The 15,665-nt window shown below is 36.1% G+C and carries 14 protein-coding genes; all 14 read left to right on the top strand.

Annotated features, from left to right (window positions below):
- The first annotated feature begins 52 nt into the window (after nucleotides 1-52).
- Nucleotides 53-1,168: a hypothetical protein gene (locus ACAM30_RS07375; RefSeq protein ID WP_369617902.1), complete on the top strand. Its 1,116-nt coding sequence runs from the start codon at nucleotides 53-55 to the stop codon at nucleotides 1,166-1,168.
- 506 nt (nucleotides 1,169-1,674) lie between these two features.
- Nucleotides 1,675-4,506, top strand: a complete 2,832-nt coding sequence (locus tag ACAM30_RS07370; RefSeq protein WP_369617901.1) for a TonB-dependent receptor — start codon at nucleotides 1,675-1,677, stop codon at nucleotides 4,504-4,506.
- A gap of 85 nt (nucleotides 4,507-4,591) precedes the next feature.
- Nucleotides 4,592-6,118 (top strand): SGNH/GDSL hydrolase family protein, encoded by a 1,527-nt coding sequence (locus ACAM30_RS07365; protein ID WP_369617900.1) that lies wholly within the window; start codon nucleotides 4,592-4,594, stop codon nucleotides 6,116-6,118.
- Nucleotides 6,119-6,352: 234 nt separating this feature from the next.
- Complete coding sequence (gene atpD / locus ACAM30_RS07360) at nucleotides 6,353-7,864, top strand: F0F1 ATP synthase subunit beta (RefSeq protein ID WP_163396342.1); 1,512 nt, start codon at nucleotides 6,353-6,355, stop codon at nucleotides 7,862-7,864.
- Nucleotides 7,865-7,934: 70 nt separating this feature from the next.
- Nucleotides 7,935-8,216, top strand: coding sequence for a F0F1 ATP synthase subunit epsilon (locus tag ACAM30_RS07355; RefSeq protein WP_017495936.1), 282 nt, complete (start codon nucleotides 7,935-7,937; stop codon nucleotides 8,214-8,216).
- A gap of 186 nt (nucleotides 8,217-8,402) precedes the next feature.
- Nucleotides 8,403-9,539 (top strand): aminotransferase class I/II-fold pyridoxal phosphate-dependent enzyme, encoded by a 1,137-nt coding sequence (locus ACAM30_RS07350; RefSeq protein ID WP_369617899.1) that lies wholly within the window; start codon nucleotides 8,403-8,405, stop codon nucleotides 9,537-9,539.
- A gap of 209 nt (nucleotides 9,540-9,748) precedes the next feature.
- Nucleotides 9,749-9,949, top strand: coding sequence for a hypothetical protein (locus ACAM30_RS07345; protein ID WP_369617898.1), 201 nt, complete (start codon nucleotides 9,749-9,751; stop codon nucleotides 9,947-9,949).
- Nucleotides 9,950-10,012: 63 nt separating this feature from the next.
- Nucleotides 10,013-10,210 carry a hypothetical protein gene (locus ACAM30_RS07340; protein WP_369617897.1) on the top strand — a complete coding sequence of 66 codons (198 nt, stop codon included), beginning with the start codon at nucleotides 10,013-10,015 and terminating at the stop codon, nucleotides 10,208-10,210.
- Between the two features lie 77 nt (nucleotides 10,211-10,287).
- A complete protein-coding gene (locus ACAM30_RS07335) occupies nucleotides 10,288-11,151 on the top strand; it encodes a TraB/GumN family protein (RefSeq protein WP_369617896.1) in 864 nt (287 codons plus the stop codon).
- A gap of 6 nt (nucleotides 11,152-11,157) precedes the next feature.
- Complete coding sequence (locus ACAM30_RS07330) at nucleotides 11,158-11,661, top strand: RNA polymerase sigma factor (protein WP_369617895.1); 504 nt, start codon at nucleotides 11,158-11,160, stop codon at nucleotides 11,659-11,661.
- On the top strand, nucleotides 11,651-12,265 hold the full coding sequence (locus tag ACAM30_RS07325) for a hypothetical protein (RefSeq protein WP_369617894.1): 615 nt from the start codon (nucleotides 11,651-11,653) through the stop codon (nucleotides 12,263-12,265). The genes ACAM30_RS07330 and ACAM30_RS07325 overlap by 11 nt, the downstream gene beginning before the upstream one ends.
- Nucleotides 12,266-12,409: 144 nt before the next feature.
- Nucleotides 12,410-13,027 (top strand): dethiobiotin synthase, encoded by a 618-nt coding sequence (gene bioD / locus ACAM30_RS07320; RefSeq protein WP_369617893.1) that lies wholly within the window; start codon nucleotides 12,410-12,412, stop codon nucleotides 13,025-13,027.
- 105 nt (nucleotides 13,028-13,132) lie between these two features.
- Nucleotides 13,133-14,404, top strand: coding sequence for an adenosylmethionine--8-amino-7-oxononanoate transaminase (gene bioA / locus ACAM30_RS07315; protein WP_369617892.1), 1,272 nt, complete (start codon nucleotides 13,133-13,135; stop codon nucleotides 14,402-14,404).
- A gap of 22 nt (nucleotides 14,405-14,426) precedes the next feature.
- Nucleotides 14,427-15,596 (top strand): beta-ketoacyl synthase N-terminal-like domain-containing protein, encoded by a 1,170-nt coding sequence (locus ACAM30_RS07310; protein WP_369617891.1) that lies wholly within the window; start codon nucleotides 14,427-14,429, stop codon nucleotides 15,594-15,596.
- The last annotated feature ends 69 nt before the right edge of the window (nucleotides 15,597-15,665 follow it).

The following is a 15,665-nucleotide window of genomic DNA, read 5'->3' as shown; positions in this document are numbered from 1 at the left end:
TTGATACTGATGTAGAAGAGAATGATTTAAGATTGTAAAAAAATAAAAGAATATGAGTTTGTTAAGTTTAAAAAAGATTGCGGTTTTGCTGGTATTATTACAAGTTTCGTCTTTGTATAGTCAGGGTTTGCCTATAGTGGGGTTTGGAGATCCTGCTAATTATACTATTAATACCTTTAGTGTTCCGGGATCATCTGGTTTGGATTTGCATTGGCATGGAGGAATTCGTTTTGGAGATAAAACCGGTAGTGATGTTATGAGAATTGAAAATGGAAATGTAGGTGTCGGAGTTTTAAATCCCACATCTAAATTTCAAGTTTCAAATTCTTTTAATACAAATACAAATGAGGTTATTGCATCATTTGGAAGGTTAGCTAATGCTTCAGGTGGAAGTAGTATAGTGCGTTTTGGTTATCATAACACTTGTGATTTTGAAGTTAATTCAGGTTATAGTAGTACGGGGCATCGTTTAGGGGGTTATTTTGATCTTAATATAACGAATAATCATCCGGGAGGAGATCATGGGGGGATAAATTTCGCTACAAATTCAAGTGTTAAAATGGCAATAAATGTAAATGGCGATGTTGGAATTGGTACTACGAAGCCTTCTAATGAACAAGGTTGGGGCAGAGTATTGGATGTTGCAGGAGCTCAACATTCTAAAATTCTGGCAACTTCGAGTAATGGATTGTATAAGGTGGGTGTTTTTTCTCATAATGAAAATTGGTATGGTGGTGGTGGATTTGTTGGTACAGAAAGTAATCACCCTTTACATTTAATAACAAACTACAATGTAAAAATGTCAATTCTTGCGAATGGTAATGTGGGAGTTGGAACATTAGTGCCAGATTCAAAATTAACCATTGCCGGAAATATTCATGCACAAGAAATAAAAGTAACGGTTAATGCAGGTGTAGTTCCGGATTATGTTTTTGCGAATGATTACAAATTAAAATCATTAGAAGAAGTGGAGAGGTATATCAAACAAAATAGCCATTTACCTGAGATACCATCAGCGAAAGAAATAGAGAAGAACGGTTTAATGTTGGCAGAAATGAACATGAATCTGTTGAAGAAGATGGAAGAAATGACCCTCTATATGATTGAGCAAAATAAGAGAATTAAGGATTTAGAAAATCAAATGGAAGAAATAAAAATAAAGGAGTAATAATTACAAGATTACATTACTGTTAAAAAGCGAGATTTTAAATTTCGCTTTTTTTTGGTTTATTTTTTTAACACAAAATTTGTAAGTTTAAACTGTATTTATATATTTGTAGAAAAATTTACTTTTTTTGAATTCAAATACTTTCTGTTTAGGTATTCCAAATAAGTGCACTTGTTTGGTTTGTCGAAATTTTTTGTATTTGAGAAAGAGGTCTGTTAATTAATTATTGTATTGCGGATTTTCTTTTAATTGCCATATTTTTTTTATCACCTATGTATTTTTATGATATCCTCATTTTTTTGCTTTAAAATAATATGTATGCATAGTATTTTGAGTTTTAAAAGTTTGATATTTGAGTTTAATTTAATAAAATCAATTGGCAAAAGTTAAAATTAAGGTGAATTTTATGTGAAATATTTATTTTTTTTAACAAATTTTTATACATATTGAAATTATTTGTATTTTGGTAGTATAAACGAAACAAAAACTAATCAAAAACTAACCAAATGAGAATCTATTTATTAATTATGTTGTTTTTCAGCGGAATATCTTTTGCGCAGAATTCAATTACCGGTTCTGTTACAGACGGTGCTAAACAACCTATTCCTGGAGCCAATATTGTCGTAGTAGGAAGTTCAAACGGTACTTCTACGGATTTTGATGGTACATTTAAATTAAGCACTTCGGCTAAGCTGCCTTATTCAATTAAGGTTTCAGCTGTAGGTTTCGAGTCTAAGACGATTAATGTTACCAGTGCAAGTCAAAAGATAAACGTAATTTTAAAAGATGAGGAAACCAAATTGAATGAAATTGTGGTTTCCGCTTCCAGAACACCTGAGAGAGTTCTCGAATCTCCGGTAACTATTGAAAGAATGGGAATCGTTGATATCAAGAGAACTGCTTCTCCTTCTTTTTACGATGGTCTGGAAAATTTAAAAGAGGTACAGATGAATACCAGTAGTATGTCTTTTAAATCGATCAATACAAGAGGTTTTGCAACGGTAGCCAATACTCGTTTTATGCAGTTAGTTGACGGTATGGACAACTCTTCTCCACTTTTGAACTTTGTATTGGGGAATATGATTGGTATTTCGGAAATAGATGTTCAGAGTGTAGAGCTTTTGCCGGGTGCATCTTCTGCTTTGTACGGAGCAAATGCTTTTAACGGAATTATGTTCATGAACAGTAAAAGCCCGTTTACCTATCAGGGGGCATCGGCTTACTTTAAATACGGAGTAACTTCACAAAAGGCTGCCGGTACTAATAATTACTACGATTTTGGAATGCGATTCGCGCATGCGTTTAATAAATATTTCGCAGCCAAAGCAAACTTTACTTATATGGAGGCTACCGATTGGTACGCTACAAATTATAACGACAAAACTATTCCGGGAATTGACAGAAGTAATATCAATTATGATGGAATTAACGTTTATGGTGATGAAGTTTCGACTAACTTAAAAGGTGTTGGACAGTCACTGGCTGCTTTAGGAATTATTCCTGCTTCGGCAGTAAATTTATTACCTAGTAAAAATGTCAGCAGAACAGGGTATAACGAAGTAGATCTTACTAATAATAAAGCCGGAAATACTAAAATTGACTTCTCTTTTCATGGAAGACCATTTGGTGATGAGCGTTTGGAAATTATCTGGCAAAGTAAATTTGGTTTCGGAAATGCCGTTTATCAGGGTGCAAACAGATATTATCTGAACAACTTTTTTATGCAGCAGCACAAAATTGAATTTAAAGGAAAGAATTTCTTTGCGAGAGGATATATGACAACAGAAGATGGAGGAGATTCTTATGATATGGGCTTTACCGGGATTAATATCAACAGAAAATGGAAAGATGATAAAACCTGGTTTGGTCAGTATGCCGGGGCTTATGTTCAGGCTACTTTAGGAGGGGCAACTCCTGAGCAAGCGCATGCAGCGGGACGAGCTACAGCAGATACAGGTCGTTTCTTACCAGGTACTGCAGCGTTTAAGAACGCATTCAATCAGGTAATTGCTGACGAAAGCGTACTTACAGGTTCAAAACTGGTAGACAATTCAAAGATTTACCATTCAGATGCCAACTACAACTTTAAAGATTTGATAAAATTTGCCGAAATTCAGGTGGGTGGATCGTTCCGATTGTACGAGTTGAATTCTCATGGAAGAATCTATACCGATGGAAATAGCGGTATCAATTATACAGAATATGGTGCTTATACACAATTGGTAAAGAAATTTATGGAAGACAGATTGAAATTTACAGGATCTATTCGTTATGATAAATCAAAAAATTTCGATGGTAATTTTTCACCAAGAGTATCTTTTGTGTATTCAGGAGGAGAGAAAAAGAATCATAATTTCAGAGCTTCGTTTCAAACCGGTTTCAGAAACCCGTCTACACAGGATCAATATATTGGTTTTAATATCGGGAATGCGGTACTAATCGGTTCTGCTCCGGATAACTTGTTGCGTTTTACCGAGACATTGCCGGTTTCGACAACGAAGGGTCAAGGTTTTGCAAAAGGGTCAACTGTCGTAATGACCGGTCTGAATGCGTATGGTAATTCGTATACAGCAAGCTCAGCCAGTGCTTTTGCTGCTTTGGCAGGAACTGATCCTGTAGCTGCGGCGAAACTTTTAAGAAAAACAAATGTAAACTATGTAAAGCCGGAAGAAGTTAAAGCATTTGAGTTGGGGTATCGTTCTTTTATTAATGATGTTTCAATCGATCTTAATGCTTATTATAATATTTACAATCATTTTATTGGAAATCTAAATGTTATAGCGCCTTTTTATGGTACGGCACAGGATTCTCCTGATGTTACCAAGGGAGATACAGATCCGGGTTATCAATCAGTTCATGCTCTTCAGAATGGGAATACTAGAGCGTATCAGTTGTATACCAATACAGATGTTGAAATCAAATCGTTCGGATTTGGAGTTGGTCTTTCTAAAAAAGTGATTGCTAATTTTGAATTAGGAGTAAATTATAATTATGCTCAGTTTGATTTTGATCAGGCAAAAGATCCAAGTTTTGAAGCCGGGTTCAACACACCAAAACACAGAGTTAAAGTGTCTCTTGGAAATGACAAGTTATTCGAGAACTTCGGATTCAGTGTAAGCGGAAGATGGAATAGTGAGTATAAATGGGAGTCAACTTTTGCAGATGGTATCATTAAAGAGGCTACTGTAATTGATGCGCAGATTAATTACGGACTTCCAAAATTAAAATCACTTTTCAAATTAGGAGCCTCGAATATTGGAGGAAAAGAATATGCTCAGGTACTTGGAGCAGGATATATCGGTCAGCAATATTTTGTTTCCTGGACGATCAATCCGTAATTTAGGATAATAGACGAAACAAACCTTTTATTCGCTTTTCCGGATACAGCATTTGGAAAAGGATAATCAAAAAATATAGTAGATCATGGTAAAAAATTTAAAATGGCTGTTTTTGGTTTCAGTGACCTTTATGGCTTGTAATAGTGATGATGCGGTAACGGTGTCAGATTCATCTGACGGACAGCCGTTGACTTCGGGACAGGCGAATTTTTCAAAATATGTTGCGTTGGGTGATTCGTTCGCGGCAGGTTTTTCAGACAATGCTTTGTTTAAGGCCGGTCAGACAAATGCCTACCCTAACATTTTGGCACAACAGTTTGCATTGATAGGCGGCGGTACTTTTACGACTCCTTTCATGACTGATAATATTGGAGGGTTTTCCTCCGGTGGTGTTCAGATACCTAGTTTAGGAGTTAGATTGTATTTAGATGTGGCAACAAGTACTCCTGTTCCTGTTAGTGGAGTTTCGGGCACCGATATTAGTGCGCGTTTAACAGGAGCTTTCAATAATATGGGGATTCCCGGTGCAAAAGCAACACATTTGGCATTGTCAGGATATGCCAGTGGTAATCCTTACTTTGGCAGGATTGCTTCTTCGGCTTCAGCAACAGTTTTGGGTGATGCTTTGGCGCAGAATCCTACTTTTTTCTCTTTATGGATTGGGGGTAACGATGTTTTAGGTTACGCTACATCCGGAGGAGATGGATCAAACCCAATTACAGATCCGGCTACTTTTGATGCTGCTTATAAAAACCTGACAGCAGAATTGTCTAAGAATGGAAGAAAAGGTGTTGTGGCCAATTTGCCGGACATTAGTACCTTGCCGCACTTTACAACAGTTCCTTATAATCCATTAACCGTTTCTCTTTTGGGTGCTGGGAATACAGCTGTTGGGACAGCAACGATTAATGCACTTAATACGCAATTATACGGTCCGTTGAAAGGGGCCTTAAATTATCTTGGAGTTACAGACAGAATTGATTTGCTGTCTTTAACTGCAGCAAATCCTTTGTTGATAAAAGATGAATCGCTTACTAATTTATCAGCGCAGCTTACAGCAGTGCTTACACCTTCAGTAGGGGCGCAGACAGCAGCGTTTTATGGTACTGTTTTTGGTCAGGCGCGTCAGGCTAAAGCTACTGATTTGGTACTTTTGAGTACAAGAGCAGCAATTGGTACAGCACCTACAGCAGCAAATTCAGGAATTGGAATGGCACCTCCTGCTCCATTGGATAAGTTTGGGATTACGTATCCGTTACAAGATAAGTATGTTTTAATTCCAACAGAGATAACGGAGATCAAAAATGCTACTGTGGCCTATAATGTAACCATTAAAGCGGCTCAGGAAGCAAATGGACTGGCATTAGTAGATGCTGACGGATTGATGAAACAGTTGTCTACTGCAAATGGTATTTCTGTCAATGGCTATACTTTGACAAGCGCATTTGTTTTCGGAGGAGTGTTTTCTCTGGACGGTGTTCATCCTTCAGCCAGAGGTTATGCATTTATTGCCAATAAATTTATTGAGTCTATTAATGCGAAATACGGTTCCAACCTAAAAGGAGTAGATGTGGGGAATTACCCGATCCTTTATCCTAAAGTTATAAATTAAGATTTATTTTTTTTCATAAAAACAGCCACTTGTTTTCAGAACACAGTGGCTTTTTTTTTGTACTTTAAAAATGCTATTTTCGGTATTTGAGGGCTGACTTTTAAGAATCAAACAAAATCGTAGTATTTTTTATAAAAAAAATATTGATTTTATATTTTAAAAATTTATCTTTGCGCTCTGAAAAAAGAGGTATTTTCGATAAACCTAAATAGCTATTTAATAAATACATAAGTAATGTCAAAAGTAATAGGAAAAGTTGCTCAAATCATTGGACCAGTAGTTGACGTAGTTTTCAACGGTAAGGATGTTGAACTTCCAAAAATTTATGATTCACTAGAAGTCACAAAAAAAGACGGAACATTATTGGTTCTGGAAGTACAATCTCACATTGGTGAAAATACGGTTCGTACCATTTCTATGGACTCTACAGACGGTTTGAGTAGAGGATATGAAGTAGTTGGAACTGGAAATCCAATCCAAATGCCAATCGGTCCGGATGTATACGGAAGATTATTTAATGTTGTTGGAGATGCGATTGATGGTTTAGGTGAATTGCCTAAAACAGGTGAAAATGGTTTGCCAATTCACAGACAAGCACCAAAATTTGAAGATTTGTCAACTTCATCAGAAGTTTTATTCACAGGTATCAAAGTAATCGATTTGATTGAGCCTTACGCAAAAGGAGGTAAAATTGGATTGTTCGGTGGAGCAGGTGTTGGTAAAACAGTATTGATCCAGGAGTTGATTAACAATATCGCAAAAGGTCACGGTGGACTTTCAGTATTCGCAGGAGTAGGAGAAAGAACACGTGAAGGAAATGACTTACTTCGTGAGATGTTAGAGTCAGGAATTATTAAATACGGTGATGATTTCATGCACTCTATGGAAAATGGAGGATGGGATTTATCTAAAGTAGATATGCCAGGAATGAGAGAGTCTAAAGCTACTTTCGTTTTCGGACAAATGAATGAGCCACCTGGAGCTCGTGCACGTGTAGCACTTTCAGGATTATCTATCGCTGAGTATTTCCGTGATGGAGCAGGATCTGATCAAGGTAAAGACGTATTGTTCTTCGTTGATAACATCTTCCGTTTTACACAAGCAGGTTCTGAGGTTTCAGCACTTTTAGGACGTATGCCTTCTGCAGTAGGATACCAGCCAACTTTGGCAACAGAGATGGGGGCTATGCAAGAGCGTATTACTTCTACAAACAAAGGATCTATTACATCTGTACAGGCGGTTTACGTTCCTGCGGATGACTTAACTGACCCGGCACCGGCAACAACGTTTGCTCACTTAGATGCTACAACAGTATTGTCTCGTAAAATTGCTGAGTTAGGTATTTATCCTGCGGTTGATCCGTTAGATTCTACTTCAAGAATTTTAACTCCACATATTTTAGGTGATGAGCACTATAACTGTGCACAAAGAGTAAAAGAGATTCTTCAAAAATACAAACAATTGCAAGATATTATCGCGATCTTAGGTATGGAAGAGTTATCTGAAGAAGATAAATTATCAGTATCCAGAGCACGTCGTGTTCAGCGTTTCTTATCTCAGCCATTCCACGTAGCGGAGCAATTTACAGGTATTCCTGGAGTATTGGTTGATATTAAAGATACTATCAAAGGATTCAACATGATTATCGACGGTGAGTTAGATCATCTTCCGGAAGCAGCTTTCAACTTGAAAGGTTCTATTCAGGATGCTATCGAAGCTGGAGAAAAAATGTTAGCTGAAGCATAATCTAGTTTTCAGTATTCTGTCACAGTATTCAGTACTGAGATTGTAAACTGAGACTGTAAACTAAAAAAAAATGATTTTAGATATAGTATCACCAGAAGCAAAATTATTTTCAGGAGAAGTAACATCAGTTACATTGCCTGGGGTTGACGGAAGCTTCCAAATATTGAATAATCACGCTCCTATCGTCTCTATTTTAGAAAAGGGAACAGTTAAAATTGCTTCTGCAAAGTTTAATTTTTCTAAAGATGTAGCGAGTAAATTCACGAAAGTAAACGAGCAAACTTATACATTAGAGATTGCATCAGGTACTGTTGAAATGAAAGACAATAAAGTAATTGTTTTAGTGGACTAAGACAGTTTCAGAATAAATTTAAAAAGACTTCAAGTAATTGGAGTCTTTTTTTTGTGCTTTAGTTTTTGTTTTTGGGCTGCTTAAAGGTATCGTTTTGCAGAAGTATAATTTGAATGATTAATCTCGATTGGTGTATGAAATAAATGGGATAGTTTATTTTAGAATCAATTTTATAACTTTGCTTTCATGAAATTACCGGAGAACCTGAATCAGAAATTAGAGATAAGAAAGCAAAATAATTCGCTTAGAAAATTACCGGTTTTTAGCAACCGAATAGATTTTTCGTCTAACGATTATATAGGTTTTTCAAAATCAGAATCTATTTTTAAGCTTACTCATGCTTATTTGCTGGAAAATGAAATTTTTCAAAACGGCGCAACCGGATCACGATTGATCTCAGGAAATCATTCTTTATATCAAATTACAGAAACCTTTATTGCAGAATTTCATGAGGCAGAGTCGGCATTAATTTTTAATTCGGGTTACGATGCCAATGTTGGTTTTTTTAGCGCTGTACCGCAACGAAATGATGTCATATTGTATGATGAATTGAGTCATGCTTCTATTCGTGACGGAATCACAATGTCTAATGCAAAATCATATAAATTCAATCACAATGATTTTGAAGATCTGGAGCGTCTCATTCAGAAATTCCCGGATACCACGGTTTATATTGTGACCGAAACGGTTTTTTCTATGGATGGGGATAGTCCAAATTTAGAAGAATTAGTAGTCTTGTCCGAGAAGTACAATTGTTATCTGGTGGTTGACGAAGCGCATACTTTAGGAGTGTTTGGTGAGAAAGGAGAAGGTTTGATGCAATACCTGAATTTGCACTATAGAATTTTTGCCCGAATCATGACTTTTGGAAAAGGTTTGGGATGTCATGGTGCTGTAGTTTTGGGAAGTACAGATCTTAAAGAATATCTGGTAAACTTTGCCAGAAGCTTCATTTATACTACAGGTTTGTCACCTCATTCTGTTGCAACAATTTTTATAGCGTACAAACAATTGGAAGCAGAGAAAACAACCATCGAAAAGTTACGCACGAATATTGTGTTTTTCAATCAACAAAAAAACGTATTAGGGCTCAAGCCAATGTTTGTGTGGAGCAAATCGGCCATACAATCGGCGATTGTTCCGGGTAACGAAAATGTAAAACGCCTCGCAGAACAGCTTCAGGGTAAAGGATTCGATGTAAAACCGATACTTTCTCCAACTGTTCCGGAAGGTCAGGAACGCTTGCGTTTTTGTATTCATAGCTATAATTCAGAAAAAGAGATTAACGAAGTTTTAGAATTACTGGGAAACTTCGTGTTTTAGCGTAATATGTTTCACAGAGATTCACCAATTTATCACAGAGCTTCACAAATTTATTTTGTGAAGCTTTTTTTTCTTGGTGAATCTCTGCGTGAAAAAAAAACTTCCGTCAGCCCTTTGTCTATGGGCTTCTGTAAAAAAGTTTAAAAAATCTTGTAACGTTTTGAATGTTTGATTACTTACGAGTCGTAATCAAATAAACCAAAACAATTATGAAAACAAATTCAACTTCAATTTCAGCAAAAAAAGGAATCTGTAATCTGGTGATCTTTTTGACTGCTGTTCAGATATCTTATTCTTTAGTGAGTCATTTTATTTATGGAAAACCACAATCTGATTCTATGGTGATAGTAATCTGTGTGCTCCTGGCGACTTTTGCGTCTTCAAAAAAAGAAGAGTACAGTAAACAATAATCAGGAGTTTTAAATATCAAATCTAAAAATAACATAAATCAAACTGACAAAACCAAAATAATTATGAAACCAAACTCAACATCAACTGCCGAAAAAGTATTCCATTTCGTATTTGTCTTTGCGGCTTCTGCAGGATTAGGATACGCTTTAGTAAATCAATTTTTTTTAGAAAAACCCAATATGGCATTGCTTTTAGTTATGATTTGTCTCTTTGTAGCTTCAATGGCTTCCTGGCAAAGAAAAAAATATACTAAATCATAGTGCCTGTTCAATCATCAATCAGAAAACAATCAATCAAAATAATCAAATCATCATCAATCATTAAATCAATCAGCAAAATGAAAAATTTATTTACATCAGCAATTGCAGTAATCGCATTAGTTTTTAGCGGAACGACACAGGCACAGAAAAAATTTCCAAAACTTGAAAATTCGCTTTTATGGGAAGTTACTGGAAACGGATTATCGAAACCGTCTTATTTGTACGGTACAATTCATGCGATTTGTTCAGGAGATTATTTTCTTTCTGAAAAGGCAAAAAAAGCATTTGAAGCCTCAAACGAATTAGTGTTGGAAGTTGATTTAGCAGACCCGAAAGAAATGGCGGATATGCAGCAATTGGTATTGGGGAAAGAGCCGTTAAGTAAAACGCTGAGTCCGGAACAATTGTCAAAATTGGATTTGATTCTGCAAAAAGCAACCGGAATGACTGTCAAACAGGTTGATGCTTATAGTCTGACCGCAGTAATGAGCCTGGTTTCGATTAAAAGTTTTGGCTGTAAAGACCTTAAGTTTTATGAAATGGAATTTATTGAGAAAGCAAAGAAAAGAAATATTGAAATTGGTGGTCTGGAAACTGTAAAATCTCAAGGAAAGATGTTGGAAAATGCTTATACCAATGATGAAATGTTAATGATGCTGGAGCAGCTAAATGATTTAGTAATGTCTCAATCAGTATCCTTTTATAAAAATGAAAACATAAATGGATTGTATGATGTAGTGACAGATGAAAAAATGGGGAGTGAAAAGACAAATAAAGTTATCTTAGACCAGCGAAACATGAATTGGGTAAAAACGATGCCGGAATTGATGAAAAAACAAAGTGTGTTTTTTGCTGTAGGATCGGGACATTTAGGTGGAGAGTATGGAGTGATTAGTTTATTAAAGAAAGCAGGGTACAAAGTCAAACCAGTAATGCAATAAAGTATTTTGAAAGAGAAAGAACAGGAATTTTTAAATCGGATCGAAAGTCACAAGGGAATATTGTACAAGGTTTCTAAAATGTACATGGATAACTCTGACGATCAACAGGATTTGTTTCAGGAAATCGTTTGCCAGCTTTGGAAATCATACGGTTCCTTTAGGAATGAGAGTCAGTTTTCGACCTGGATGTATCGTGTGGCCATAAATACAGCTATTGTTTTTCTTAGAAAGGAAAAACGAAAGGTGGATAAATACGAAATTGCTTCGGAGAATATTAAGGACGATGAAGGAGATTCGCGCATCAAAGAAAGTCAGATCGACCATTTTTATAAAGCTGTTCAAAAACTCGAAAAAATAGATAAAGCGATCATTTTTTATCAGCTGGAGGGTTTTTCTCATAAAGAAATTGGGGAGAACTTAGGAATTTCAGAAGGAAATGCCAGGGTGAAATTAAACAGAGCAAAAGAAAAATTGAAAGAAATAATTAAAAATCAAGGATATGGATTTTAACGATATACAAAACGCATGGAACAATGATAAATCGGATCACATTGTTCTTCCGGATAATCTGGAAAAAATACAATCAGCCAATACGCCATTGGACAGAATCAGAAAAAATTTAAAAAGTGAGCTAATTGCACAGATAGTTTCAATACTGTTGATAGGATTTACCCCGTATATTTTTCATTTTGAACAGAAGTACATTGTTCCGTTTTTCTTGCTTTTCAGTATGTTCACCGCGGTTTGTATTTATTATTTGGCAAAATTTTATTTTTTCTATAAACGATTAAATAATACCGCTCTAAAAACAAAGGATAATTTGTATGAAACTTATTTTGATATTCGTCTGAATATGGAGTTGTATAAGACTTTCGGATTTGCTTTGACACCTTTCATGATTGTGTTTTTAATGGTTTTAATCTACGATCAGAATTCTAAAGCCGCCAATTTTGTTCTGTTTGACTTTAACAGTATAGAAATAATCGGCATTTTCTCATCTATTCTTTTTTCAATTCTTTTTATGGGATTGTTTTTGGAATGGTGGGTTCAGTTTTTTTACGGAAAATATGCTAAAGAAATAAAGAAAGTAATAGACGAATTAAAAGAAGAGTAAGTTAAATAGAACCCATCATACGTGATGGGTTTATTTTTATTGGTATTTTTGCATCCAATATTAAGCAGATATTTATCAGGAAAACATTATTCGATATCAGAAAGCATAATTGTTTTTTGTGAATGTTTGCGAAACAAAAGAAGGATGAAAATATTTATAACCGGAATTTCAACAGATGTTGGTAAAACCGTTGCTTCGACAATCGTTGTTGAAGCTTTAGAGGCTGATTACTGGAAGCCAGTTCAGGCCGGAGATCTGAATTTTAGTGATACACACAAAGTACAGTCTCAAATTTCAAATTCGAAATCTCAATTTTTCCCGAATGCATACGAATTAAATACACCGGCAAGCCCTCATCTGGCAGCAGAAATTGATGGGCTTACGATCGATTTAAAAATGATTACGGAACCTCAAACCGATAATCATTTGGTAGTAGAAGGGGCAGGAGGGATTTTTGTTCCGTTGAATGAAACCGATTCTATTATTGATCTAATTCAAGCCGATTATAAAGTAATTGTGGTTTCAAGACATTATTTGGGAAGTATCAATCATACACTGTTAACGATTGAAGCGATTCAAAATCGTGGATTTAAAGTTGCAGGAATCATTTTCAGCGGAAGTGAAAACAAATCGACTGAAAGTTTAATTCTGAATAAAACCGGAATAAAATGTATCGGAAGAATTGATGAAGAACCCTATTTTGATCAGAATGTAATCCGGGAATACGCCGATTTGTTTAGAGAGAATTTATTACAATTGTAAGAGGTGAAATGTGAAATGTAAGATGTGATTTGTGAAAAGTCAAATGCTTTCATCTAACAAAAAACATTTCACATCTCACATTTTACAAAAAACATTTCACAAGATATGACATTAACAGAAAAAGACAGCCAATATCTTTGGCATCCGTATACACAGCATAAAACAGCACAGGCTCCAATTGCAATTTCCAAAGGTGAAGGTGCGCTGCTTTGGGATGAGAACGGCAAGGAATATATTGACGCTATTGCCTCGTGGTGGGTGAATCCATTTGGACATAGTAACCGATTTATAGCCGATGCGATTTACAAACAATTAACTACTTTAGAGCATGTATTGTTTGGGGGGTTTACACACGAACCGGCGGTTAAAGTAGCGGAGAAACTAATTGAGATCCTGCCTAAAAATCAGCAGAAGATCTTCTTTTCTGATAATGGTTCAACAGCAGTTGAAGTAGCTATAAAAGTGGCTTTGCAGTTCTTTTTCAATAAGGGGGAAAAACGTACCACAATCATCGCTTTTGAAAATGCTTTTCACGGAGATACTTTTGCGGCGATGGCAGCGAGTGGTATCTCTTTTTATACACAGGCGTTTCAGGGAATGTTTATTGATGTAGTGAGAATTCCGGTTCCGGTAAAAGGGCAGGAGCAGGAAAGCTTTGATGCTTTGAAAAATGTTATTCAGAATCATAGTTGTGCCGGTTTTATTTTTGAACCTTTGGTACAGGGTGCTGCCGGAATGGTGATGTACGAACCGGAGGCCTTGGTCAAACTGATTCAAATTTGCAAAGAGAATAATGTTCTTACCATTGCCGATGAAGTAATGACGGGTTTTGGTAAGACAGGAAAAACCTTTGCAATGGATTATGTGACCGAACTTCCGGATATGATGTGTTTGTCTAAAGCATTAACGGGAGGCACAATCCCGATGGCAATTACCACTTTTACACAAGAGGTTTTTGATGCTTTTTATGATGACGATATCAATAAGGCTTTGTTTCACGGACATACTTTTACTGCAAATCCTACTGGTTGTGCTGCAGCTTTGGCGAGCATTGATTTGTTGCATACGGACGAAATGCAGGCTAACATTGAAAGAATTCATAAGAGTCATTTGGATTTTCAGAAGAAAATCGAGAAGCATTCAAAAGTAACTACTGCCAGAACATTGGGGGTTATTTTTGCAGTTGAAATCAAATCAGATTCAGAAGAGAGTTATTACGGTTCAATGCGAACTAAGCTTTATAATTTCTTTATTGACAAAGGTGTGGTTTTACGCCCTGTCGGAAATATCGTCTACATTTTACCTCCGTATATCATGAGTGATGAGCAGCTTCAAAAAGTATATAAAACCATAGAAGAAGCCATTGAAATGGTTTAATTTTGCGATTAAATAAAATATTTTGAATACACAAAAAATCTCTATAACAGCTTTTTCGTCTATTTCACCTTTGGGAAATAATGCGAAATCAGTGTGGGAAAAGTACCTTGATCGTCAACATTGTTTTTCGAAGCAGTTTTTAGACCAACAGGAAACTTCTGTCGCTGCTCTGGATGCTGAGTCCAAACAAATTGTTTCGGAAATACGAGAGTCTGATCCTAAGTATAAATTTCTGGACGATTCGGTTTTGTTTGCTTTGGCGGCTTCAAGACAAGCGGTTAAGCAGGCAGGGTGGAGTTCAGATGCTATTTTCGGAATTAATATTGGTTCGTCTCGAGGGGCAACAGATTTATTCGAAAAACATTATAAAGAATACATCGATACAGGAAAAGCTCAAACTTTAGCTTCTCCAACAACAACCTTAGGAAATATATCTTCTTGGATTGCTCACGATCTGCAGAGTGTTGGCCCGGAAATATCACATTCTATAACCTGTTCAACTGCACTTCATGCTTTGCTGAATGGTGTGGCGTGGTTGAAATCAGATATGGCCGATAAATTTTTGGTAGGAGGAAGCGAAGCGCCATTGACTGATTTTACGATTGCTCAGATGAGAGCGCTTAAAATATATTCGAGAATCGATCAGGAAACGGAATTGTGGCCTAATTTGGCTTTCGATTTTGAGAAAACTCAGAATACTATGATTCTGGGGGAAGGTGCAGCAGTTTGCTGTCTGGAAACCGGTGAGAAAGAAAATGCAGTTGCATATATAACAGGAGTTGGTTATGCAACCGAAATTTTAGAACACAATATCTCGATTTCTGCGGAAGCTACCTGTTTTCAGAAATCAATGAAAATGGCTTTAAAAGATGTGGCTCCTGAATCGGTCGATGCAATTGTGATGCATGCTCCCGGAACGATTAAAGGAGACTTAACAGAAGTGAGAGCTATTGAAAAGGTCTTTGGGACTCAGCTGCCTTTGCTAACTACCAATAAATGGAAAATCGGGCATACTTTTGGAGCATCTGGTATATTGAGTTTAGAGTTGGCACTTTTGATGTTTCAGCACGATACTTTTATTGGAGTGCCTTTCGGAGAAGAACAAAAACAAACAAAACCGATTAAAAGAATATTGATTAATGCAGTCGGTTTTGGAGGGAATGCAGTTAGCGTTTTGATCGAAAAACCATAATTAGGCCTTTTGAAACCTCATAATAAAAAAATCCATTCGCCACAGCAAATGGATTTTTTTTATAGAACG

The organism is Flavobacterium sp. CFS9 (assembly GCF_041154745.1).
Lineage (GTDB): Bacteria > Bacteroidota > Bacteroidia > Flavobacteriales > Flavobacteriaceae > Flavobacterium.
Note: the sequence above shows the minus strand (reverse complement) of the source record. Positions and strands in the feature narration are given on the sequence as shown.